The following is a 24,724-nucleotide window of genomic DNA, read 5'->3' as shown; positions in this document are numbered from 1 at the left end:
CGCGCCACGCCCCGGACGGCGTACGATCCACCCCGTCGGAGCCATACCTCGCTGGAGGAGCGGCTTCCGCCCACGAGGACACTTTTTCATGTTGGACATGCCGGGATACAGGGTCATTGGCACGCTCCGCGCGACGAGTTCGAACGTGCTGTTCCGCGCGGTGCGCGAGGCCGATGGCGTGCCGCTCATCCTCAAGACGCCACTGGCTCCCGCCCCTGGCACCCTCGAGAAGGAGCGGTACCGGCGGGAATTCACCATCCTGCACCGGCTCCGGAACGTGCGCGGGGTGACCCACGCCTATTCCTGTGAGTGGATCCACGGGCGGCCCGTGCTGCTGCTGGAGCAGGTATCGGGCGCGCCCCTGGCGGAGTCCCGGAGCCAGCCGATGGAGTTCTCCCGGTTCCTGCCCCTGGCCATCTCGCTGGTCTCCATCCTGGGAGAAGTCCACCGCCACCACGTCATCCACAAGGACATCAAGCCGTCGAACATCCTCCTGGAGCCGTCGGGGGAGGTGCGGTTGGTGGACTTCGGTGTGGCGTCGCTGCAGCAGGTGGAGCACCCGGATGGGACACCGGCCCTGCAGATCGAGGGAACCCTGGCCTACATGTCCCCCGAGCAGACCGGACGGATGAACCGCCCGGTGGACCACCGCACGGACTTCTATTCGCTGGGGGTCACCTTCTACGAGCTGCTCACGGGGCGCAGGCCCTTCCAGGCGAAGGACGCGCTCGAGTGGTTTCACGCGCACATGGCGCACCAACCGCGGCCCCCCCACGAGCTGAATCCCCAGGTGCCGCTGGCCTTGTCCGCGCTCGTGATGAAGCTGCTGGCGAAGGTGGCCGAGGAGCGCTACCAGAGCGCCGAGGGATTGAAGGTGGATCTGGAGCGGTGCCGCGACGCCCTGGGCCAGAGCACGCCGGAGCTCTTCCCCCTGGGGACGCGGGACATGCCCCATGGCTTCCAACCGCCGCGGCGGCTCTATGGGCGTGACGCCCAGGTGAACGCCCTGCTCGAGGGCCTCGAGCGCGTGGCGAGCTCGGGCAGGCCGGAGCTGCTGGTCATCCGCGGGTATTCGGGAATCGGCAAGTCCGCGGTGGTGCAGGAGCTGTACAAGCCGATGGTGCGCCGGCGCGGGTTCTTCCTGAGCGGCAAGTTCGATCAGTTCCGGCGGGAACTTCCCTACTCGGCCCTGGTCCAGACGATCCAGGAGCTGGTCCAACAACTGCTCGCCGGAAGCGACGAGGAACTCGCCGGCTGGCGCGAGCGGATGAACCGGGCCTGGGAGGGCGATGGTCAACTGCTCGTGGATCTGGTGCCCCGGCTGGAAGTGGTGGTGGGCCGGCAACCCCCGCTCCAGGAGCTGCCCTCCAGCGAGGCGCAGCGCCGCTTCTTCCGGGTGGTGCGCCAGTTCACGTCGGCCTTCTCCACGCGGGAGAAACCGGCCGCGGTGTTCCTGGATGACATGCAGTGGGCGGGCGCCTCCAGTCTGCGGATGCTCGAGTACCTGCTGTCGGGGCCGGAAAGCCCACCGGTGTTGTGGCTGGCGGCCTACCGGGACAACGAGGTGGGCCCCAGCCACGCCTTGAGGTCGACCTTGCAGTCCTTGCGCGAGGCGGGGGTCCGGGTCACGGACATCCAACTGGAGCCGCTGGGCCTGGCGCAGGTGGAGCAACTGGTGGGCGATGCGCTCCCGGGGGCGCACGCGGACGTGGTCGCGCCCCTCGCGACGCTGCTGCACGAGAAGACGGGAGGCAATCCCTTCTTCCTGCTGCGCTTGCTGGTGACGCTCCACCACGACGGTCTGCTCGTGCGCCAGCCCGGGGGCGGGTGGCGGTGGGATGATGAAGGCGTCCGGGCCCGGGACTACTCGGAGAACATCGTCGACTTCATGGTGGACAAGCTGCGCCAGCTCCCTCCGGACACGCAGCACCTGCTGCGGCTGGCGGCCTGCGCGGGCAATGTCTTCTCTCCGCGGGTGTTGGGGATGCTCCTGGGGCTGCCCGACGCGCTCCAGGTGGAGCAGGGCCTCGAGCCCGCGCTCCAGGAAGGCATGTTGGGACGCGTGGGTCCGGAGAAGTACCGCTTCCTGCATGACCGCATCCAACAGGCGGCCCACGCGCTGAGCGCCGAGGCGGAGCGCCAGCGGGTGCACCTGCGCATCGGCCGGTGGCTGCTCGAGACCCTGTCCCCGGAGGAGCTGCCCGGCTCGCTCTTCGACGTGGTGTACCAGCTCAACGCCGCGGCGGCCCTGATCGGCGAGCCCGCGGAGCGCCACCGGCTCGCGCGGCTCAACGTCGAGGCGGGGGTGAAGGCGCAGATCGCGCTCGCGCTCAACCCCGCCCGCGCCTACTTCACGACGGCCTTCTCGCTCATTCCCGGGGACCCCTGGGAGACGGACCCCGAGCTGGCCTTCAAGGCGAGGATCGCCCTGACCCGCCTGGAGTTCATGAGCGGCAACACCGCCGAGGCCCAGCGGCTGGCCGAGGAGCTGAGCCCCCGGACACGCACCCGCGCGGACACCGTGGCCGTCTCCTTCCTGATCCAGGACATCCACTTCGCCCGGGGGGAGTTCCTCCAGGGCATGGACCGCGTCATGGCGTGCCTGGCGCTGCTGGGCATGCCGGTGTCGCCGCGGCCCACCTGGCAAGAGGCGGTGGCCGCCCATGAGGAGGTGTGGAACCTGCTGGGCTCACGCCCCATCGAGAGTCTCGCCGGGCTGCCCCTCATGACCGACCCGGACATGAAGATGGGCGTGGCCGCCCTCTTCAAGCTCTTCCCTCCCGCGCACTCCAGCAATCCAAACCTGCTCATCGTCATCCTGAGCCGGATGGTCGCCCTCACCCTGCGCCACGGCTTCGTGGCCGACGCCGTGAGCGGGTACGCCTGGTTCGGCGTCATCACCGGCTCGTTCTTCAATCGCCACCGGGAAGGAATGGCCTTCGCGCGGCTCGCGCTCGGGTTCGTCGACCGGCACGGCCTGCCCTTCCGAGCGGGGGTGCTGCTGAGCACCCACTTCTGCAGCGTCTGGGTCGAACCCCTCGCCCGGGCACGGGAGCTCATCCTCGAGGGCTTGAGCCATGCGCGGCAATCGGGAAGCACCTCGTCCGCCTCCTACTGTGGCTCCGCGCTCGTCTCCCTGCGCCTCGCCATGGGGCACCCCCTGGACGAGGTCTACCAGGAGTCGCTCGCGCGCGGCGAGGTCGTGCGCAAGATGGGCTTCGTGGATCCCCACGAATGGCTCCTCGTGGTGCAGCGCTACGTGCAGCAGTTGCGCGGCCACACCCCGTCGTTCCAGAGCCTGGACGGGGACGGCTTCGAGGAGCGGGCCTACGAGGCCCGGATGACCCCCCAGCGCATGGGCGCCACGCGGTGTCACTACTGGCTCTTCAAGCTGCAGTCGCGCTACATGTGCGGCGCCTACGAGGAAGCGCGTGAAGCCGCGGAGCAGGTGGACGGGTTGCTCTGGGCCACCACCGGCGGCCTCAATGCGCGCGAGGGCCACTTCTTCCGCGCCCTGGCCCTGGCCGCGTGCCTCGAGGCGGCCCCGCCCCAGCGGCGCCAGGAGGACCTCGCGGCCATCGCGCGGCACCACCAGCGGCTCGCGCAATGGGCGGAGCCGTGCCCCGAGAACTTCCGCGCGCTCGAGCGGCTCGTCTTCGCGGAGTGGGCCCGGATCGAGGCGCGGTCGGAGGAGGCGATCCACGCCTACGAGGAGGCCATCCGCGCGGCCCAGGAGAACGGGGCCACCCAGTACCTGGCACTGGCCAGTGAGCTCGCGGCGTACTTCTGGCGCGCGCGCCGCATGCCCCTCGTCGCCCAGGGCTTCGCGCACCAGGCCCACGCGGCCTACCAGCAATGGGGCGCCCACGCCAAGGCGCGGCAGCTCGAGGCCCAGTGGCCGTACCTCGCGGCGCCGGAGGCCCACCGGGACGCGCAGACCACGACCACCAGCGGCGCGGACTCCACCCACATCGACGCGCTCACGGTGGTCAAGGCGCAGCAGGCCGTCTCCGGCGAGATCGTGCTGGAGCGCCTGGTGACGGCGCTGATGAAGGCGGCGATCGAGAACGCGGGCGCGCAGCGGGGCGCCCTGTTGTTGTCCCAGGAGAACACGCTCGCGGTGTCGGCTCTCTTCCGGCTCTCACCGGACGGCGCCACGCTGGCGCCGGACGAGGCGGGCCACCACGAGCTGCCGTGGACGCTCCTGGCCTATGTCCGGCGCACGCGCGAGCACGTGCTCATCGGAGATGCCTCTCAGCCCCATGAGTTCTCGGCCGATCCGTACCTGGCGCGCGGCACGGCGCGCTCGGTGTTGTGCCTGCCGCTGATCCGGCAGGAGGTGTTCTCCGGGGCGCTCTACCTGGAGAACAACCTGGCCACCAACGCCTTCAGCCCGGCGCGGCTGGCGCTCCTGGGGCACCTCGCCTCCCAGGCGGCCATCTCCATCGAGAACGCGCGGCTGTACGAGGACGTGCAGCGCGCCCGGATGGAGCTGTACCAGGCCAACGACGAGCTGGAGCGGCGGGTGGAGGAGCGCACGCGCGAGCTCAAGCAGGCCCAGGCCCGGCTGGTGGACACCGCGCGCGAGGTGGGCATGACGGAGGTGGCCTCCAACGTGCTGCACAACGTGGGCAACGTGCTCACCAGCGCCGTCATCCACCTGGAGATGATGCGCAAGGCCGTGGGCGCCCTGCGCGTGGGTCGGCTGAAGCAGGCCTCGGCCCTGCTGGTGGAGCACCGCCAGGAGCTGGCGGACTTCCTGACGAAGGACCCGCGCGGCGGCCATCTGCCGGACTACCTCACCGCCCTGAGTGACGATCTGATGAAGGATCAGATGCGCCTCATGGAGGACATGGATGCGATGAGCCGGCACGTCGAGCACATCCGCGCCATCATCCAGGTGCAGCAGACCTACGCGCGCAACGCGCTGCTGACGGAGGAGTGCGACCTGGCCCAGCTCATCGACGACGCGCTGCGCATCCAGCTCGCGGCGTTGGAGCGCCACGGCGTCACCCTCCACCGTGAGCTGTCGGCGCTGCCCCGGGTGAGCGCGGACAAGCACAAGGTGATGCAGATCCTCATCAACCTCATCAGCAACGCCAACCACGCGCTGGGCCAGATGCCCGAGGGCAAGCGCAACCTCTGGGTGCGGCTGACGGCGGAGGGCGGCGTGGCGCGCATCCAGGTGGCGGATGACGGGGTGGGCATCGCGCCGGAGCTGATGGACAGCCTGTTCACCCACGGCTTCACCACGCGCAAGGATGGCCATGGCTTCGGACTGCACTCGAGCGCGCTGGCCGCGAAGATGATGAAGGGCCAGCTCACCCTGCACAGCGAGGGGCCTCATCGGGGCGCCGTGGCCACGCTCGAACTCCCGCTCTCCTCGCGAGCGGGCCTCTAGTCGTTGGCGAGCAGCCGGGCACGGCCGTCCTTCCGTCGGCTCCGGAAGAAGCTGGAGAGCACCCGCGTGCCCCTCGCTGAAACGAGGGCGCCTCCGGGGAACGGTCTCGTGTGGTTCACTGTTGGAACATCAAAAATCTGGCGGATCCGTCCATTCTGGCGATGGCGTATCCGTCGCGTGTGGTTGCTCATTGGGCGCGCCGCGTCATGGGCCGGCCGTTGAACACGTGGCATCGTCTCGGATTGGGCCTTGTACCGGGCGCCTCCTGCGTCAAGAACTCCCCCATGCACGACTCCCACCCAGTGCTCGGAACCAGCTTCGCTCCACTCTCCGCGCTCCATGGCCGCGGCGTGCACCCCGCCCGCGCCTCGAGCAGGGCCTGGCGCCATGCGTGACCAGGGCTCGTCGGTCGTCGTGGAACTGTCGGCCCTTCAAGAAGAGCGCGCGCGGATGATCCTCGACAACATCGAGGACTATGCCGTCTTCATGCTCGATCCCACCGGGCACGTGAAGACGTGGAACAAGGGCGCGGAGCGCATCAACGGCTACACCCTGGGGGAGATCCAGGGGCGGCACTTCTCGCTCTTCTACCCTCCGGCGGACATCGTCGCCGGCAAGTGCGAGCGCGAGCTGCGCTGCGCCACGGCCGAGGGCCGCTTCGAGGAGGAAGGCTGGCGCATCCGCAAGAATGGCGATCAGTACTGGGCCAGCGTGATCATCACCCCCATGCGCGACCCCACGGGCAAGCTGGTGGGGTTCGCGAAGATCACCCGGGATCTCACCGAGCGCCGCAAGGCGGAGGAACAGATCCGCCAGAGCGAGGAGCGCTTCCGGTTGCTCGTCACGAGCATCAAGGATTACGCCGTCTTCATGTTGGAGCCCGATGGACGGGTGAATAGCTGGAACCCCGGCGCCCAGCGCCTCAAGGGCTACCAGGCCCAGGAGATCATCGGTCAACCCATCAGCCGCTTCTACATGGAGGAGGAGGTGGCCCGGGGCAAGCCGTGGGATCTGCTGCGCGAGGCCGCCGAGCAGGGCCGCGTCGAGGACGAGGGCTGGCGCGTGCGCAAGGACGGCTCGCTCTTCTGGGCGAACGTGATCATCACCGCCGTGCGCGACGAGGAGGGCCGCCTGCGGGGCTTCGCCAAGATCACGCGGGATCTCACCGAGCGCCGCAAGAACGAGGATCTGCTGCGGCGCAGTGAGGAGCGCTTCCGGCTGCTGGTCTCCAGCGTGAAGGACTACGCCATCTTCATGTTGGATCCCCATGGGCGCGTGATGACCTGGAACGACGGAGCGGCCCACCTCAAGGGCTACTCGGCCCGGGAGATCGTCGGCGAGCACTTCTCGCGCTTCTACCCGCCCGAGGATCTCGCGGTGAACAAGCCCGCCCTGCAGCTCGAGGCCGCCGAGCGGGACGGCCGCGTCGAGGACGAGAGCTGGCGCGTGCGCAAGGACGGCTCGCTCTTCTGGGCCAGCGTGACCCTCACCGCGATGCGGGACGCCAAAGGCCTCCTGCTGGGTTTCTCGAAGGTGACGCGCGACCTCACCGAACACAAGCGCACGCAGGAGGAGCGCCTCCAACTCGCCCAGAGCCAGGAGGCGATCCGGCTGCGCGACGAGTTCCTCTCCATCGCCGCGCACGAGCTGAAGACGCCTGTCACGGCGCTCCAGCTCCAGCTCCAGGGCCTGAAACGGGACATGACGTCGCTCGAGCCCAAGCACGAGGCCCGGCTCGAACGCGTGCTGCGCAGCACCGGGCGGCTGTCCCATCTCGTCGAGACGTTGCTGGATGTCTCCCGGATCTCCACCGGCCGGCTCACCCTCCACCCGGAGCGCATCGATCTGGTCGCCACGGTCAAGGACCTCACCGAGCGCCTGCGCGACGCGGCCGTCTCGGCCGACTGTCAGCTCCTCGTCCAGGAAGCACAGCCCATCGAGGGCACGTGGGATCGGCTCCGCATCGAACAGGTGGTCACCAACCTGCTGTCCAACTCCTTCAAGTACGCGGCCGGCCACCCGATCGAGATCTCGATGGCGCGGGAGGGCGCCGAGGTGATCCTCGTCATCACCGACAAGGGGCCCGGCCTGCCGGAGAAGGACATGCCCCGGCTGTTCGGCAGGTTCGAGCGCGCCGCGCCCATGAGCCACTACGGCGGGCTGGGTCTGGGACTGTACGTGAGCCGGGAGATTGTCGAGGCCCATGGCGGGATCATCTCCGCCGATAATCTCCCGGAGGGGGGCGCCCGCTTCACCATCCGCATGCCAACGGATCTCCTGGCCCCCGGCGCGGCACCGGACGAGCCCCGTGAGCCAGGGCCGCGCCGGTCAGGGTAGGCCCTTGGACATCCGCGTGGGCCGCCGGACCCCCCCCGAGCTACTGAAGCTCGACGTAGGCGAGGAGCCGGGTGGTCCGGACCTCCTCGTCCGGGTCGCGGATGTCACGCCCGGTGAAGAAGTCCGCGTAGCCGCTCGCGTGGGACGACCAGATGGAGTTCGCCCACACCCGGTAGGAGCCCGCGGGGAAGGTGGTGACCGGGACGAGGTCCGCGGGGAGCGCGAAGGGAGTGAACGAGGTGATGGAGGTGGGGGCCATCACACGCCAATCCAGGGGACTCGCTCCCGTCGTCGCTTCGAGCCCCATCTCCGTCAGGTGCGCGGTGCGATCGGGAACCCAGCTCATGACCAGGCCGGAGCGCGAGGCGCTGGCCGGAGCCTCCCGGGGACCCACGGCCGGAGAGGTGATGCGCAGGGGGGCCAGGAAGGTGGCCGTCACGGAGGAGGTGACCGCGGGCAGGCTCGTCTGGAGCGCTCCATCCGGGAACATCGCCGCGTCACCCGAGGTGATGCTGAGCATCGGGGTGAAGGTATCGAAGGGGGCCGTCCGCGCGACCGCGGGAACCGAGAGCGGCAGCATCCCGGAAGCACTCGTGCTGAAGAGGTAGTGGCCGCCGAGGATGTATTCGAGCGAGGCGGTCATCTCGCCGCCCCGCGCGCCATCGCCCTCCACCGACACATTGAGCACCTGATCCACCGGATGATCGAGCGCGAGTTCCAGCCCGCCAACGGTCGCGCCGGAACCCACGGCGATGCCCCGCTCGAGTCCCACCCGAAGGACCATTTCCCCGGAGCCCCCGGTCTCCTTCGCGAAGAGGTCCACCGTGCCGGGCGCGTCCCCGCGGATGTCGATGCTGAAGGTCCCATCCTCGGCCAACGTCGTGAGGCCGTAGAGTCCCTCGCCAGCCACGGAAACGGACAGGGCCTTGGGATTGACCGCGCCCGTCACCCGGCCGGTGAGCGTGCCCTGCTTCGTCCAGGACGGGCCCGAGATCAAGTACGCGAAGCCGGGCAGCCGGACCTCGGGACCCTCGAGCGCGAGGTAGGTCCGCACCTGGACCGCTCCGGAGGAAGACACCATCACCAGGCTCACGTCCTGGGGTCCCACGATGGCCGGATCATGGAAGCGCACCACGCCGCTGGCGTCGAGGCGTTCACGGAACCTGCCGCCATCACCGAGCAGGACGTGGACGTTCTTGTACGGCGACGGCATGGTGGTGACGTCACCCGGCGCGTGGACGGTGAAGGTGGGCGGGGTCTCGGGAGGGGGCTTGTTTCCCGAGCCACCGGGGGGCACCGGGGTCTCGGGGGAATGACAGGCGACGAGGAGCAGCGCGAGCAGCGGAAGCAGTCGGATCGGGAGCATCGGGTCGCACTGTACGCAGCCGCGTCCGGCAACCTGACAGGGGGCCGCTGGAAACTCCCTAGGCGATCGTCCGCGCGGGGAAGTCGATCTGCTCCCACCGATTGCCGGTCATGATCGCGCGCTGTTCGGCGGCACCGAGCAGCTCGTGGGGATAGCCGAGGGGGATGGCGGTGAGTTCATCCAGGCGCCGGAGCTGCTCGTCGCTCAGCTTGACGGTGGTGGCGGCGAGGTTGTCCTCGAGCTGGGCGCGGGTGCGCGGTCCGATGACCGGAAGCACGCCCCTGGCGCTCACCCAGGCGATGGCGATCCGGCCCGGGCTGGAGTCGAGTTCCTCGGCGATGGCGCCGAGCGCGTCGAGGAGGGGCTCCGTCCGCGTGGGGTCGTCATGGAGGACGCTGCCCTTCAAGTCGGTGGCGCGGCCCTTCTCCCCCTTGCGGTACTTGCCGGTGAGCAGCCCGCCGCCCATGGGCGACCACCCCATGACGCCCAGCCCGAGGCCCTCCGCCATGGGCAGCAGCTCGCGCTCGGTCGTGCGCTGCAGCAGGCTGTATTCGGTTTGAAGCGCGACGATGGGCGCCCAGCCACGCAGGTCCGCCAGGGTGACGGCGGTGGCGATCCGCCAGGCCGGAAAGTTGGACAGGCCGCCATAGACAATCTTGCCGGCGCGCACGAGATCATCCAGGCCGCGCGCGATCTCCTCGACGGGCGTCACGCCGTCATCCATGTGCGCGAAGTAGAGATCGATGCGGTCCGTCTTGAGGCGCCTCAAGCTGTCCTCGACGGATTGCACCATCACCTTGCGGCTGTTGCCGAGCACTCCCAGGGAGGGGGCCCGCGCGGCGCCACGGCTGTATTTCGAGGCGATGACGAAGTCATTGCGATGGGACGAGAGGAACTCGCCAATCAGGGTCTCGGATTCACCGAGCTGATAGTTGTCGGCGGTGTCGATGAAGTTGCCCCCCGCCTCGGCATAGCCTCGCAGGATGCGGCGCACCTCGTCCGGCTCGGCGCCATAGCCATACGCCGTGCCGAACATGCCGGCGCCGAGCGCCAGTTCCGACACCTTGAGACCCGTCCGCTGACCGAAAATCTTGTAGCGCATCACGCAACTCCTGCTCAGGGCCCGCGTCGCGCGGGCTCCGTTGGACTCGCGGCAAGATAGGAGTTGAGCTTCCCGTATGACAAGAACGCACGAAAAAGTGGGGTACACACCAAAAGGTAAGGTACCCGGGAGACACGAGGGGCGGGAAACGCGAGAGGGGCCCTGGCCCGCGAATGAATCGCGATGGCCAGGGCCCCTCGGGTCACGACGGGATGTGGAGGGACTGCTCTTCGGGAAGCTCCTCCCGGGTGGCTCCGGGAGGAGCTCGCCGGTGCTTAGCGCAGCACCTCGGCGGTGACCTGGTTCTCCACGGCGACGCTGATGCCGCCGGCCACGAGCACCTTGCCATCATCGAGCAGGGTCGCGGTGTGCGAGTAGCGGTGCTCGATCATCTCGGTGGTGGGGATCCACGTGCCGGTCAGCGGGTTGTACATCTCCGCCTTGCCGTGGGTGCCGGTGAACTTGTCGTACCCGCCGGCGACGGCGACCAGGCCCGTGGGGAGCAAGGTGGCGGTGTGGTTGCGGCGCGGCTGGTGCATGTTGCCGGTGGCGGAGAAGGAGCCGGTGGCCGGGTCGAACAGCTCGGCGGTGGTGGAGGGCACGCCGTCGACGGCGCCGCCCATCACGAGCACCTTGCCGTTGCCGAGCCGGGCGGCGGCGTGGGAGTTGCGGCCCTGGAGCATGTTGCCCACGCGCGTCCAGGTGCCGGTGGCCGGGTTGTACACCTCGGCGGAGGCCGAGCGCACCTCGCCGGAGCCGCCGCCCGTGGCGAGCACCTTGCCATCGGCCAGCTGCGTGAGGGTGAAGTTGGCGCGCGCATCGTTCATGCCGCCGGTGGCGGAGAAGGTGCCCGTGGCCGGGTCATACAGCTCGGCGGAGGCCACCGCGGCGCCCGTCGCCTTGTCGATGCCGCCCACCACCAGCACCTTGCCCGAGGGCAGGAGCGTGGCCGTGTGGCGCGAGCGGAACGTCGTCAGGTTGCCGGTGAGCGTCCAGGTGTTGCTGGCCGCGTCATACAGCTCGGCGGACCTGGTGGCGCTGGCGCCATCACCGCCGACGACCAGCACGCGCCCGTCGTTCAGCTTGGTGGCGGTGTGGTAGCGGTGGTTGGTGCGCGTGTCGGCGAAGCGCGTCCAGGCGCCCGTGGCGGGATCGTAGATCTCCGTGGAGGGGTTGTAGCCGCCGGTCACCATCACGCGGCCATCGTTCAGCTTGGTGGCGGTGTGGAGGATGCGGACCTGGAACATGGGGCCCGTGGGCGACCAGGTGCCGTACGTGCTGCACGCGTCACCCACGCCGTCGCCGTCGATGTCGCTCTGGTCCGCGTTGGGGATGGAGACACAGTTGTCGACGTAGTCGATGATGCCGTCGCCATCGGTATCCGTGTCATCGGCGGGAACGACGACGAGCGCGGTGGAGGTGACGACGAGGTTGATGTCGTCGTAGTCCGCGTCACCGCTCGCGTAGAGGTCCTCGAAGCCGACGTGGTAGTTGTTGTTGCCGAGTTCGGTCACCGCGGCATGGACGATGCCATCCGGATTCCGGCTGCCCGGGCCCGAGTAGTAGGTGTGACCCGTCTCGGGCACGCGGATGGCGAAGACGAGCTCGCCGCCCTTGAGGAACGTGCCCACCTCGTACTCCGTCCCCGAGGGCGTGGTGTTGCCGGTGCCGATGTGCACGGTGCCATCGGGGCGAACCAGGAACGTCTGGCTCTTGTAGCCGGCGGTGCCACCGCAGAAGGTGACGGTGACCAGGGCCGCCTGATCCAGGGAGACGAGCTTGGCGGCCGGAATCTGGCCCCCCGTCGACTTCACCACGCACTGGGCGGCCGAGGCCGTGCCCGGAGCGAAGCACAGGCCCGCCGCGGCCAGCGCCGCGCCACCGAGGAAGGACTTCAGGACCCGCTTTGCCGTGGACTTCATGGTTTTCATCGGCTCTCCGGAATACAGGTGGGGAGGAAAATTCCGTTAATGAGCGTTTTATACGCCCCTCGGTCGGAGATGACAAGCGAGAAAATCGTGATTTGCGCGAAGAAACTCCGCGCGCCTCCGGACGCGACGAGACACGGGAATGTGGGGGGGGAATCACACGGCTCGGAGAGGGAGGCCCGGAGCCGGGCCTCGACCTTCCCCGAGGAGAACTAGCTCGCGGACGCCAACCAGGGCGTCGGCTGCGAAAGTACGCTCGGCCCCCACTGGCTCACATCCATGAATTCCGCCCTACTCCCTCGGTACATGACGCTACCCACGCCCAAGGATGCTCTCGTCCCTGCCGTGTGCTTGTTGCTACTGCCGTTCCTTGCCCGAGCAACTCCCGTTGAAGGCGCGTTGAGTTCTCAGTTCGCGACCGTAGCGGTGAGCGAGTACCACGGCCGCGGCGAGCGGTTCGGTCTCGAACTCACCTTCCCCGCCCTCAGGCCAGATCCGAAGCTGGCGACGCTGACGGTGGAAGAGGTACGGGCGTTGATGGCGGCCCTGGAGAAGGAGTTCAACGCCTCGAAGCCGAGGCCAAACCACTCTCTCCTCGCGTCCTGGGGAACGGTCACCACAGCCGTGACTGTCACCCCGCCATCTGGTGCAAAAGCCACGGACCTGGAGAGGCGCGTACGTGCCGAGTATCTGAAGTTCTACGGCCCGCCCTCGCCAGATTTTCCATTGCCGGACTCCCTGGAGAGCGCCAGGTGGTTTCAAGCCCTAAAGCTGTCACCGCGGTACATGGGCGAGGGCGTACACGCTGCGGCCATGGAGTTGTTCTCCTCTCCCACGTTCAGTCTCTCCGTGGGCCTCTCCCTCATGCTGTATGGCTTGGCGTGGGCTGCTCCCGAACCGCTTTTCTCCAAGGCGTTCGCCGCGGCGGTGACCCTGAGCCTGCTGATGACCTACACCATCGCGGAGGTCGTCAACGTGGGCAGAGCCTGCTTGCTGCTATTCCGCGAGGCGGAGGCTGCTCGGGACAACCGGCAGTTGGAGGAAGCCGCCCGACACTTCGCGAAGGCCATGAGCGGAGTGGGCTTGAGAGTGTTGGTGACCATGGCGGGAGCTCGGCTGTCGAGAGCGCTTCCGGAAGTCCCAAAGGGAGGAATGGGGGGGTTGATCCAGGCGCCCCGCTATGTCCTCGGCGGCCCCGCGCGCGGGGGGTTCTCGTTCGGCCCCGGTTCTAGCACGCAGGTGCACGTAGCCAATGGGACGGTGGTGCTCATGGGCGTAACCGTCAACACGGCGGCTGCCGCGGCCAGTGCGGCCCTCAAGGCCCGGACGACGGGAGACTGTGCCGAGGCCAAGGCGGACAACCATCAGGCCCACCACATCTCCACGAACAAGAATGACACGTCGGAGGTGAGCGGCGGTCCCTGGACACCACGGTTCAAGGAGTTGTTCGAACAAGCAGGGATGAGCCTTGATGATTCCGCGAACATCCTCTACCTCCGTGACCATCAAGGTCCCCACCCCGAGGCCTACCATGCGGAAATCCACAAGCGGCTCCGGGAGGCACTCGAAGGATGTCAGAAGAGGCAAGAGTGCAGACGGCGACTCATGGACACGCTGGATGAAATCGCGGGCGACATCTGCACCCCCGGCTCACGACTCAACAAGCTCGCCACGAAGAAGCGATGAATTCTCGAAACAGATACTTCGAACTCTGGGACGACATGCGTGTCCCTGGCCGCTGGGTCTTGAGTCAAACCAACCTGGATGATCGGGGCCAACGACTGGATCCCTGGCAGTTCACGAAGGGCCGCGCCGTCGTCTTGGACGGGACGCCTGTTCTGGGCATCGCACACGCCGGGCAACCCCTCGATTTCAGTCTGACCGGACCCGGCACGCCCGTGGTCACCCCCCGTGTCGTCTCGCTCTTCGAGCGCTTGAGCCTCCAGCAAGAGGTCCAGTTCATCCCGGCTCGAGTGGAGGGTCATACGGAGCCTTACTTCATCCTCAACGCCCTGCGAGTCCTCCGTTGTATCGACGAAGCACGATGCGAGGAGGTCAGGTTCTGGGAGCCCAGGCATGGGGTTCCCGAGAAGGTGGGCCAGTATCGGAACGTCGTCGGCCTGAAAGTGGACCCCGCGAAGATGGGCGACACCCCCATCTCGCGGCCCTGGGGCTGGTCAGGCGCGCTCATCGTGACCGAAGGTCTCAAGCAGGCCATGGAACACGAAGGCCTGACCGGCCTCCGCTTCACCGACGCCTGAGGCAGAACTAGCTCGCGGACGCCAACCAGGGCGTCGTCTGCGAGAAGTCGTAGATGCGCTCGACGGCGATCTGCTTGTAGCGCTCGGCCTTCACCGCGCGCCGGGCGCACTCCCACACCATCTCCACGGGGGGGCGCTCGGGCTCCTTCTTCTTGCGGCGCTTGGCCTCGGCCTTGATGGCCTTCACCGCCACGCGCGGGTGGAAGCAGAAGGCCGAGGAGAAGAGCAGATGGCCGGCGAAGGGGATGAGCCGGGCCTCCAGCACGTCTCCCGTCTCCAGGCCCACCATGTGGCGGCGCTCGGTGACGTCGAAGTCCTTGCCCGAGTGCAGCTCGCGCAGGCGCACCAGGCCCTTGCCCAGCTTGCGCACCTCGAAGAGGCCGTGCACCGTCTCCGTGAAGCACCGGAAGGCGTTGGCCTCCTCGGGCGGTCCGCTCTGCAACCGCAGCTCGTACAGCTCCGCCGCCGGCGTCTTGCCGGACGTGGGCGAGACGCGATCGTACAGGTAGTAGTCCAGGAAGGACGCCATGCGCAGCTCGAAGAGCTGGTCGTCCTCGAACACCTCGCCCGTCAGGCGCAGGTACTCGGCCTTGGCGACGAGCAGGTCCGGCTTGCGCTCTTCCTGGCTCCCGAAGGCGATGAGCTGATCCAGGTAGGGTTGGTACGACAACGGCGAAAGAGGGGATTCCATGGGGGCGGCGAGATCCTACTCTCCGGCCATCAGCTTCGCGAAGCGGGTGAAGAGGTAGCGGGCGTCATGGGGCCCCGGAGAGGCTTCCGGGTGGTACTGGACGCTGAACGCCCGGGCGTCCGGCACGTTCAGGCCCTCCACGGTGCCGTCGTTGAGGTTGAGGTGGCTCACCGTCGCCCTGCCCTTCACGCTGGCGTCATCCACGGCGAAACCATGATTCTGACTGGTGATTTCCACCTTGCCCGTGAGCAGATCCTTCACCGGCTGGTTGGCGCCCCGGTGGCCGAACTTCATCTTGTAGGTGCGCCCGCCCAGCGCCAGGGCGAGGATCTGATGGCCCAGGCAGATGCCGAACACCGGCACCTTGCCGAGCAGCGAGGCGACCACCTTGTCCGCGCCCTTCACCGCCGCCGGATCCCCGGGGCCGTTGGCGAGGAAGACGCCATGGGGCTTGTCGGCGAGCACCTGCTCGGCGGTGGTCCCCGCGGGCACCACCTTCACCCGGCACCCCACGTCCACCAGGTAGTGGAGCATGGAGCGCTTGAGGCCGTAGTCGTAGGCCACCACGTCGAAGCGCGGCTCGACGACGGGGCGCGGCTCCTCGCCGAGCAGCGTGGGAGACGGGGTGGTGAAGAGGTAGGGCTCGGCGCAGGACACGCCGGTGGCCAGGTCCATGCCCTCCATGCCCCGGGCGTTGCGGGCGCGCTCCACCAGGGCGTTGGCCGAGTGGCCTTCCGTGGAGACGACGCCCATCTGCGCGCCGTTGATGCGCAGGTGGCGCACGAGCCTGCGGGTGTCGAGCCCCTCGATGCCCACAATCCCGTGGCGCTTGAGGTAGGCGTCGAGCGTCTCCTGGGCGCGCCAGTTGGACTGCTGTGCCGAGGCGTTGCGCACCACCATGCCCACCGCGTGCGGCTTGGGTGACTCCTCGTCGCCGGGGTTGGCGCCCACGTTGCCCATCTCCGGGTACGCCATGGTGACGATCTGCCCGACATAGGAGGGGTCGGTGAGGATCTCCTGGTAGCCGGTCATCGACGTGTTGAACACCACTTCACCCACCGTCTCGCCGGACGCGCCCAGCGCGCGACCCTCGAAGGTGGTGCCATCCGCCAACGCCAGCACGGCCCTCTTCATGACCTGGACTCCTTCGTCTGCCCGTTCTCGAAGACCAGCCGGCCACCCACCCACGTCTGGGCGACCCGGCCCGTCAAACGCCGGCCATGGAAGGGGGTGTTGCGGCTGCGGGAGAAGAACCGCGTCGCATCCACCGTCCACTCCACGTCTGGCTCCACTACCGTGATGTCCGCCGGAGCCCCGACGGCCAGATGGCCGCCCGGCAGGCCGAATGCCCTCGCCGGCCCATCCGACAAGAGGGCCACGGCCCGCGTCAGGCTCAGCGCGCCCTCGCGCACCGCCGCCAGGGTGAGACCCAGGGCGGTCTCCAGTCCCACCACGCCATTCCACGCCTTGTCGAACTCCACCTGCTTCTCCAGCACCCCATGGGGCGCGTGATCCGTGGCGATGGCGTCGATCGTTCCATCCGCGAGAGCCTCGCGCACGGCCAGCACGTCCTGGCGGGTGCGCAGGGGCGGATTCATCCGGGCGTGGGTGTCGTAGTCCCCCACCGCCTCGTCCTCCAGCGTGAAGTGGTGCGGGGTGGCCTCGGCGGTGACGCGCAGGCCCCGGCGCTTGGCCTCGCGGATGAGCCGCACGCTCCCCTCGCACGACACGTGGGCCACGTGCAGTCGGCCGCGCGTCTCCTCCAGCAGCACGAGATCCCTCGCCACCATGGCCACCTCGGCCGAGGGCGGAATGCCGATGAGCCCCAGGCGCGTGGAGGTGGGGCCCTCGTGCATGACCCCCTTGCCCGACAGCGTCAGGTCCTCCTCGTGCACCATGACGGGCAGGTCGAACTGGGTGGCGTACTGGAGCGCGCGGCGCATGAGGCCGGCGTTCATCACCGGGCGGCCGTCGTCGGTGATGCACACGCAGCCGGCGGCCACGAGCGCCCCCATCTCCGCCATCTCCTCGCCCTGCAGGCCCTTGGTGATGGCGCCCGCCAGGTACACCCGGCACAGCCCCGCTTCGCGCGCCTTGGCCTTCACGTACTCGGTGACGAGCACGCTGTCGTTGACGGGCTTGGTGTTGGGCATCGCCACCACCGCGGTGAAGCCACCGGCCACCGCCGAGCGGCTCCCGGTGAGCACCGTCTCCTTGCCCTCCTCGCCCGGCTCGCGCAGGTGCACGTGCAAGTCGATGAAGCCCGGCAGCACCCACCGGCCCTGGGCGTCCACCACCTGGGCATCCGGCGGCGCTTCAATCGGGGCCTCGGACACCTCGGCCACCACCCCGTCGCGCACCAGCACGTCCCGCACCCCATCCACGCCGTGGCGCGGATCGATGACGCGTCCGCGGCGCAGCAGCACTGTCGTCGGCTTCATCGGCACACCACCTCCAGGACGGCACGGCGCACGGCCACCCCGTGCGCCACCTGATCGAGGATGACGCTGTGGGGACCATCGGCCACGGCGGGAGCGATCTCCACCCCGCGATTCATGGGGCCGGGGTGCAGCACGAGCGCCTCCGGCTTGAGCCGCTCGGCGCGGGCGGCGTTGAGCCCGAACAGCCGGGAGAACTCACGCGCCGAGGGAAAGAAGCTCTCGCTCTGGCGCTCGGACTGCACGCGCAGGCACATGACGGCGTCCGCCTCGGGCAGCACGTCGTCCAGGCGCGAGGTGACGCGGGCTCCGAGCGCCTCGAGCCCCGGGGGCAGGAGCGTGGGCGGGCCGCACAGCACCACCTTCGCGCCCAGCGCGGTGAGGCAGTGCAGGTTGGAGCGCGCCACGCGGCTGTGGAGGACGTCGCCGATGATGAGCACCGTGCGCCCGTCGAGCTTTCCCCAGCGCCGGCGCAGCGTGAAGGCGTCCAGCAGGCCCTGCGAGGGGTGCTCGTGGGTGCCGTCCCCCGCGTTGACGACGGCGCAGCGCACGTGCCGGGCCACCAGGTGGGGCGCGCCCGAGGAGCGGTGGCGGATGATGAGCGCCACGGGGCCGGTGGCCTCGATGTTGCGCGCGGTGTCCAGGAGCGTCTCGCCCTTGGACACGGACGAGCCCGCCATCGTCCAGTTGAGCACCTCGGCCCCGAGCGCGTGAGCGGCCATCTCGAAGGAGGTGCGAGTCCGGGTGGAGTCCTCGAAGAAGAGGTTGGCCACCACCTTGCCCCGGAGCACATGCGAGGCGTCGGGACTACCATGCAGGTGGGCCTCGGCCCGATCGAGCAGCGCCTCGATGTCCGAGCGACGCAAGCCCTCGATTCCCAACAGATGACGCATGAGGCCCCCGCGTACCGTGGCACGCGCGGGGCGTCAAGCGTGGGTTTCAGCGCACCGGCGTGAAGAGGCGATCCGTGCGCAAGCCGGTTCCATCGAACAAGCCGCTCAACCAGCCCCCGTGGCCGAGCGCCATCCAGATGACCATGGCCTTGCCCTTGATGTGGCCGTAGGGGACGAACGCCACGCCCAGGCCGGTGCCCAGGCCGTAGCGGCTGTCGGAACTGTTTTCCCGATTGTCACCCATGACGAAAACCTGGCCCTCGGGGACGACGTAGGGCCCCTCGTGCGGCGTGCGGGCGGCCGGAGCGTCCTGGAGCACGGCGTGCCGCTTGCCCGACAGGTTCTCCTCGTAGAGCCGGCGGTGCTCGGGGAACCAGCCCAGGGCGTCGTGCTTGTTGTAGACGATGAGATCCGCGTCCACCAACGTGCGCTCCTGCGGCACGCCGTTGATGCGCACCTCGCCGTCGACGAGCTCCACGGTGTCGCCGGGCACGCCCACCACGCGCTTGATGAAGTCCACGTCCGTCTGCACGGGGTTGTTGAAGACGATGACGTCCCCGCGCGCCGGGGCGCGGACGATCTGGAACGGCACGTAGTTGGTGTACGGCAACCGCACGCCGTAGATGTACTTGTTGATGAAGACCTGATCGCCGATCTCCAGCGTCGGCAGCATGGAGCCAGAGGGGATGCGGTAGGGCTCGATGATGAAGACGCGGATGACGACCGCCACCGCGAACGCCTTGGCGAAGCCGGAGATCACCTCCCAGGTGTCCTGCTTGCGCCAGACCCCGAGCAGCTGGGTGGCGAGCGCGTCGAACGCCCGCGTCTCCTGCTCCAGGCGCGGCACCTCGCCGGAGACGATGGCGGCCTCCACCTGCATCGCCTGCTCGGCGAGCCGCACGGACGCCTCGGCGGAGATCTTCCCCGGCACGCGCTTGTGGATGCGCGCCACCTCGTCGAGCAGCTCGCGCGCCTCGCTGCGCAGCGCGCGCAGCACCCGGGCCCGGGGCACCGTCAGGCGCCAGAGCAAGAGCCCCAGGAAGTACAGCAGCATGCCCCCCGCCAGCGCCTGCATGAGCGGCTGGCTCCACACGGCGGACTCGGGCACGAACTCGATGAGCACCAGGTAGGGAATGTACGCCAGGCCGATCACCACCAGGGGCGCCCACAGGCTGGTGAGCCGCTCGCGCCACAAGAGCGCGCGGCTCGCCCTGAGGTGCTCGGGACTCTGGCGGGCGGACAGGGTGGCCTCGAAGCCGGTCGGTGAGGTGGCGCTGAGGGACATGAGCTATTCCTCCGTCTTGAGCACCGCGAGGAAGGCCTCCTGCGGGATCTCCACCGAGCCCACCTGCTTCATGCGCTTCTTGCCCTCCTTCTGCTTCTCCAGCAGCTTGCGCTTGCGGCTGATGTCACCGCCGTAGCACTTGGCGAGCACGTTCTTGCGGATGGCGGAGATGGTCTCGCGCGAGATGATCTTCGCGCCGATGGCCCCCTGGATGGCCACCTCGTACATCTGCTTGGGAATGACTTCCTTGAGCTTCTGGCACACCTCGCGGCCACGCTGGTAGGCGCGCTCCTTGTGGACGATGACGCTGAGCGCGTCCACGGGGTCCCCGTTGATGAGGATGTCCAGGCGCACCAGGTCCGCCTCCACGTAGCCGGCCAGCTCGTAGTCGAGGCTGGCGTAGCCGCGCGTGACGCTCTTGAGCTTGTCGAAGAAGTCGAAGACGACCTCGGCGAGCGGCATCTCGTACGTCACCTGCACGCGCGTGCCGCTGGTGCCCAGGTACTTCATGTCCTTCTGCACGCCTCGCCGGTCCTGGCACAGCTTGAGCACCGCGCCCAGGTAGTCGTTGGGCACGTGGATGTGACAGGTGAGGACGGGCTCCTCGAACTTGGCGATCTTCTGCACCGGCGGCAGCTTGGCCGGGTTGTCCACGTGCGTCACCGCGCCCTGCGAGTCGGTGATGCGGTAGACCACCGAGGGCGCCGTGGTGATGAGCGACAGGTTGTACTCGCGCTCCAGACGCTCCTGGACGATCTCCATGTGGAGCAGGCCCAGGTAGCCGCAGCGGAAGCCGAAGCCGAGCGCCGTGGAGGACTCGGGCTCGTAGGTGAAGGCCGCGTCGTTGAGCTTGAGCTTGCCGAGCGCGTCGCGCAGGCCCTCGTACTGCTCGGAGTCCACCGGGAAGATGCCGGAGAACACCATGGGCTTGACTTCCTTGAAGCCCGGGAAGGGCGCGTCCGTGGGGCGCAGCTCCTCCGTCACGGTGTCACCCACCTTGGCGTCCTGCAGCTCCTTCACGTTGGCCACGAGCACGCCCACCTCGCCCGCGATGAGCTGCTGCACCGGGCGGGAGAACGGGCTGAAGACGCCCAGCTCCTGCACCTCGAAGACCTTGTTGTTGCTCCACAGCTTGATCTTCTGCTTGAGCTTGAGCGTGCCCTCGAGCACGCGCACCAGCGTCACCACGCCGCGGTAGTTGTCGTACCAGCTGTCGAAGATGAGCGCGCGCAGCGGAGCGGCCGGATCTCCCGCGGGGGGCGGCACGGTCTTCACCACCGCCTCGAGGATGTCCTTGATGCCGATGCCCTCCTTGGCGGAGGCCGGCACGGCGCTGGAGCCGTCGATGCCGATCACGTCCTCGATCTCCGTGCGCGTGCGCTCCACGTCGGCGCTCGGCAAGTCGATCTTGTTGATGACCGGGATGATCTCCAGGTTGTGGTCCAACGCCATGTAGACGTTGGCGAGCGTCTGGGCCTCGACGCCCTGGGAGGCGTCCACCACCAGGAGGGCGCCCTCGCACGCGGCGAGCGAGCGGCTCACCTCGTAGGCGAAGTCGACGTGTCCCGGGGTGTCGATGAGGTTGAGGACATACTTCTGGCCGTCTTTGGCGGTGTAGTTCATCCGCACCGACTGGGCCTTGATGGTGATGCCCCGCTCGCGCTCCAGCTCCATGTTGTCGAGGAACTGGTCCTGCGCCTCGCGCTTCGTCACCGTGCCGGTGGCGTCGAGCAAGCGATCGGCCAGGGTGGACTTGCCGTGGTCGATGTGCGCGATGATCGAGAAGTTGCGGATGTGGGCGTTTTCGGACGACATGGTCGAGGGGCCTCGGGTTACGAGGAAGCCGGCTTGACTAACACCGAACCCCCCTGAAATCCACGCACACGAGGCGGCACCATGCACCCGGGCATCCGCCCGTGCGTCACCGCCCTCCCCCAGGGCCCGAAGAGGCCCCCAGGGCCTCACCCGCCGCGCGCAACCTCCCGGAAGCACTGGCCCTCCGGGGCGGGAGCTCCTCCCCAGGAGGGAGTCTAGGGCGTGGGAGCCGCGACGGCCTGCCCCCCCTCGGCGGCCGGAGGAGCCTCGACCGGGGCCGCCGCCTTCTCGGCCGCCAGCTTCGCCGCCTCGGCGCGCTTGCCAGCCTCGGCCTCCGCCAGCGTCTTCATGGCCGCCAGGCCCTTGTCGAAGTCCTTGCCGAGCATGGCGTCCCGATCGACGACGAGGCAGAAGGCCTTGCCCATGAAGTCGTCCTCGCCACTCATCTCCCACGTCACCTGCACGCCCTCGGCCGCCGGCTTGAACGTGAAGGTGGTGCGGCTGGTGGACGCGAAGGGGCGGATGAACTCCAACTGGATGCGCACCAGCTCGTTCGGCTTGCTCTCCTCGATGAGCATCCGACCCTCGCCCACCTCATCATTGCCGGACCAGCCGTAGCGCGCCCCCACGCCCATGGGCGCGCCCTCGAACGTCGTCTTCTGGCTCGGGTCCAGCGCGCCCCACGGCAACCACCCGCCCCACTGGTGGAAGTCATTCACCAGCGCGAAGGCGATGTCCGGCGGCGCCTTGAACGTCGCGGAGCGCTGGACGGAGTAGGTGGACGGACGCGTGGCGATGAAGCCGCACAGCGCGACGATGACGACAGCCAGACCCAGGAGGATCTTCTTGAGCACGGAGAGCCCTTTCAGCCGACGAGCGGCGGAAAGAGCGTCATAGGGAAGCCACCCCAATGCCCACAAGAGTCCGGCGGTGTGGACTGCCCAGCCCCTCGGGGAAGCTCAGCGCCCGGCCTTCTCGCGGAAGAAGGCGACGGTGCGCCGGGTACCCTCGGCCAGGTCCACCGTGGGCTGCCAGCCGAGCACTTCCCGGGCGAGCCGGTTGTCCACGCACGAGCGCATCTGCTCGCCGGGCCGGCCCGGGGCATGTCCCGCGGCCTTGGGGGAGCCGGCCGCCTGGGCCAGCAGGCTGAAGAGGCGGTTGATGTCCGTCTCCACGCCGGTGCCGATGTTGATGGGGCCCGAGTAGTCCTTCTCCGCCGCGAGCAGGTTGGCGCGCGCCACGTCCTCCACGTAGACGAAGTCGCGCGTCTGCTTGCCCTCACCGTAGATGGTGCAGTCCTGGCCGGCGAGCAGCCGCGTGCTGAAGATGGACACCACGCCGGCCTCGCCGTGCGGGTTCTGCCGCGGGCCGTACACGTTGGCGTAGCGCAGCGCCACGTACTTCAGCCCGTACTGGGCCTTGTAATAGTTGAGGTACAGCTCACCCGCGGCCTTGGACACGCCGTAGGGAGAAATCGGCCGGGTGGCATGGGACTCGGGCGCCGGGAAGACGTCCTGCTCGCCGTAGATGGCCCCACCCGTCGAGCTGAACACCACCTTCTGCACGCCCGCCACGCGCGAGGCCTCCAGCAGGTTGAGGAAGCCGAGGATGTTGGCCTCCGCGTCGAAGCGGGGATCCTCCACGCTGCGGCGCACGTCCATCTGCGCCGCCAGGTGGCAGAGGATCTGCGGACGCTCGGAGCGCACGAGCTGCGCGGCCTCCGGGCTGCGGATGTCCGTCACCTCCAGCCGCACACGCGGATCCAGGTTCTCCTTCTTGCCGCTCGACAGGTTGTCCAGGGCGATGACCTCATGGCCCGAACGGACGAACGCGTCACACACGTGCGAGCCGATGAAGCCCGCTCCACCCGTCACCAGGACTTTCACTCTGAGGCTCCTGCCACCCTCGGGGGTGGCGTTCGAAAACGTCGCGAAACGTGCGGCGAAGTTAGGAGCCCGACCCCTGGCCGGCAACCTTCCGGAACCAGGAGATGGTCTCCCGCAGACCTTCTTCCAAGCTGACGCGAGGCTCCCACCCGAGCCACTCCCGCGCCCGGGTGATGTCCGGCTGGCGCTGCTTGGGATCGTCCTTGGGCAGCGGCAGGTGGACGATCTTCCCGCCTCCGCCCGCCGCCTTGCGCACCGCCTCGGCGAACTCCCGCATCGTCATCTCCCGGGGGTTGCCGATGTTCACCGGCTCGATGACGTCCGAGAGCGCCAGCCGTACCAGGCCGTCGATGAGGTCCTTCACGTAACAGAAGGAGCGCGTCTGGGTGCCATCGCCAAAGACGGTGAAGTCCTCGCCCCGCAGCGCCTGGCCCACGAACGCCGGCACCACGCGCCCGTCGTTGAGTCGCATACGCGGGCCGTAGGTATTGAAGATGCGGACAATGCGCGTCTTCACCCCACGCGAGCGCGCGTACACCATGGTGAGCGCCTCGCTGTAGCGCTTGGCCTCGTCGTAGCAGGCGCGCGGGCCGATGGAGTTCACGTTGCCCCAGTAGTCCTCGCGCTGGGGGTGCACGAGCGGATCCCCGTAGATCTCCGAAGTGGAGGCCTGGAGGAACACCGCGCCCTTGACCTCGGCGAGCTTCAGCCCGTTCTCCGTGCCCACCGAGCCCACGCGCATCGTCTCCAACGGCAGCTTCGCGTAGTCGATGGGCGAGGCGGGCGAGGCCAGGTTGAAGACGTAGTCCAACGGGCCCTCCACGGACAGGCCCTCGGTGATGTCCTGGCGCAGCGACTCGAAGCCCGCGCGCGCCCTCAGGTGGGCCACGTTGCGCTCGGAACCCGTGAGGCAGTTGTCCACCGACACCACGCGCGCCGCCCCATCCTCCAGCAGCCGCTCGCACAGATGGGAGCCGAGGAAGCCCGCGCCACCCAACACCGCCACCCGCTGCCCCTTCATGCTCCGCGCCCCACTCATGACCGCGTCCCCAGTTCGTCGAAGGTCGCCTGGCCCGGCAGTTGCGCCTTGTACTTCTCCAGCACGAGATCAATCCCCTGCCGGATGTACTCGGCCACGGGAACCTTCGTCTTCTGGTTCAACGCCTTGAGCATCTCGTTCTGCTCCGGCGTGATGTAGATGGTCGTGCTGATCTTCTTTCGGGCCATGGCGATACGTGAAAATATATGGAGTGACATGGCCCTTGTAGCGCTGTTTTCGGCGCTTCTGTCGTGAATCCCTCTGAATTCCGAGGGATGAGCG

General features: G+C 68.4%; 17 protein-coding genes. 4 read left to right on the top strand and 13 right to left on the bottom strand.

Annotated features, from left to right (window positions below):
• Nucleotides 1-88 precede the first annotated feature (88 nt).
• Both D187_RS41535 and D187_RS41530 read left to right on the top strand, forming a co-directional pair.
• Nucleotides 89-5,401, top strand: coding sequence for a trifunctional serine/threonine-protein kinase/ATP-binding protein/sensor histidine kinase (locus D187_RS41535; RefSeq protein ID WP_002629850.1), 5,313 nt, complete (start codon nt 89-91; stop codon nt 5,399-5,401).
• 387 nt (nt 5,402-5,788) lie between these two features.
• The gene (locus D187_RS41530; protein WP_002629853.1) at nt 5,789-7,738 is read left to right on the top strand and encodes a sensor histidine kinase; all 1,950 of its coding nucleotides are present in this window, start codon (nt 5,789-5,791) and stop codon (nt 7,736-7,738) included.
• A 40-nt stretch (nt 7,739-7,778) separates the two neighbouring features.
• Here D187_RS41530 and D187_RS41525 read toward each other — a convergent pair whose 3' ends face one another.
• The 3 genes from D187_RS41525 to D187_RS51185 all read right to left on the bottom strand — a co-directional run bounded on the left by D187_RS41525 (nt 7,779) and on the right by D187_RS51185 (nt 12,128).
• Nucleotides 7,779-9,104 (bottom strand): hypothetical protein, encoded by a 1,326-nt coding sequence (locus D187_RS41525; RefSeq protein WP_002629854.1) that lies wholly within the window; start codon nt 9,102-9,104, stop codon nt 7,779-7,781.
• 58 nt (nt 9,105-9,162) lie between these two features.
• Complete coding sequence (locus D187_RS41520) at nt 9,163-10,206, bottom strand: aldo/keto reductase (RefSeq protein ID WP_002629855.1); 1,044 nt, start codon at nt 10,204-10,206, stop codon at nt 9,163-9,165.
• A 275-nt stretch (nt 10,207-10,481) separates the two neighbouring features.
• Nucleotides 10,482-12,128: a Kelch repeat-containing protein gene (locus D187_RS51185; RefSeq protein WP_002629856.1), complete on the bottom strand. Its 1,647-nt coding sequence runs from the start codon at nt 12,126-12,128 to the stop codon at nt 10,482-10,484.
• Between the two features lie 312 nt (nt 12,129-12,440).
• Here D187_RS51185 and D187_RS41510 point away from each other — a divergent pair, with 312 nt between their 5' ends.
• Nucleotides 12,441-13,820 (top strand): AHH domain-containing protein, encoded by a 1,380-nt coding sequence (locus tag D187_RS41510; protein WP_081714060.1) that lies wholly within the window; start codon nt 12,441-12,443, stop codon nt 13,818-13,820.
• Entirely contained in the window at nt 13,817-14,395 is a 579-nt protein-coding gene (locus tag D187_RS41505; RefSeq protein ID WP_043434221.1) for an imm11 family protein, read from the top strand. The genes D187_RS41510 and D187_RS41505 overlap by 4 nt, the downstream gene beginning before the upstream one ends.
• Nucleotides 14,396-14,402: 7 nt before the next feature.
• On the opposite strand, the gene D187_RS41500 is transcribed toward D187_RS41505, so the two are convergent.
• The 10 genes from D187_RS41500 to D187_RS41455 form a co-directional block, all read right to left on the bottom strand.
• Entirely contained in the window at nt 14,403-15,086 is a 684-nt protein-coding gene (locus D187_RS41500) for a DUF7986 domain-containing protein (RefSeq protein ID WP_002629860.1), read from the bottom strand.
• A gap of 15 nt (nt 15,087-15,101) precedes the next feature.
• A complete protein-coding gene (carA, locus tag D187_RS41495; protein WP_002629861.1) occupies nt 15,102-16,220 on the bottom strand; it encodes a glutamine-hydrolyzing carbamoyl-phosphate synthase small subunit in 1,119 nt (372 codons plus the stop codon).
• Nucleotides 16,217-17,527: a dihydroorotase gene (locus tag D187_RS41490; protein WP_002629862.1), complete on the bottom strand. Its 1,311-nt coding sequence runs from the start codon at nt 17,525-17,527 to the stop codon at nt 16,217-16,219. The genes carA and D187_RS41490 overlap by 4 nt, the downstream gene beginning before the upstream one ends.
• Nucleotides 17,524-18,417, bottom strand: coding sequence for an aspartate carbamoyltransferase catalytic subunit (locus tag D187_RS41485; RefSeq protein WP_002629863.1), 894 nt, complete (start codon nt 18,415-18,417; stop codon nt 17,524-17,526). The genes D187_RS41490 and D187_RS41485 overlap by 4 nt, the downstream gene beginning before the upstream one ends.
• A gap of 46 nt (nt 18,418-18,463) precedes the next feature.
• Entirely contained in the window at nt 18,464-19,702 is a 1,239-nt protein-coding gene (gene lepB / locus D187_RS41480) for a signal peptidase I (protein WP_002629864.1), read from the bottom strand.
• 3 nt (nt 19,703-19,705) lie between these two features.
• Nucleotides 19,706-21,517 (bottom strand): translation elongation factor 4, encoded by a 1,812-nt coding sequence (gene lepA, locus D187_RS41475; protein WP_002629865.1) that lies wholly within the window; start codon nt 21,515-21,517, stop codon nt 19,706-19,708.
• A gap of 215 nt (nt 21,518-21,732) precedes the next feature.
• Nucleotides 21,733-22,371: an SRPBCC family protein gene (locus D187_RS41470; protein WP_002629866.1), complete on the bottom strand. Its 639-nt coding sequence runs from the start codon at nt 22,369-22,371 to the stop codon at nt 21,733-21,735.
• 105 nt (nt 22,372-22,476) lie between these two features.
• On the bottom strand, nt 22,477-23,403 hold the full coding sequence (locus D187_RS41465) for an SDR family oxidoreductase (RefSeq protein WP_002629867.1): 927 nt from the start codon (nt 23,401-23,403) through the stop codon (nt 22,477-22,479).
• A 61-nt stretch (nt 23,404-23,464) separates the two neighbouring features.
• A complete protein-coding gene (locus D187_RS41460) occupies nt 23,465-24,424 on the bottom strand; it encodes a UDP-glucuronic acid decarboxylase family protein (protein ID WP_002629868.1) in 960 nt (319 codons plus the stop codon).
• Nucleotides 24,425-24,438: 14 nt separating this feature from the next.
• The gene (locus D187_RS41455) at nt 24,439-24,630 is read right to left on the bottom strand and encodes a ribbon-helix-helix domain-containing protein (RefSeq protein ID WP_002629869.1); all 192 of its coding nucleotides are present in this window, start codon (nt 24,628-24,630) and stop codon (nt 24,439-24,441) included.
• Nucleotides 24,631-24,724 lie beyond the last annotated feature (94 nt).

Source organism: Cystobacter fuscus DSM 2262 (assembly GCF_000335475.2).
Lineage (GTDB): Bacteria > Myxococcota > Myxococcia > Myxococcales > Myxococcaceae > Cystobacter > Cystobacter fuscus.
Note: the sequence above shows the minus strand (reverse complement) of the source record. Positions and strands in the feature narration are given on the sequence as shown.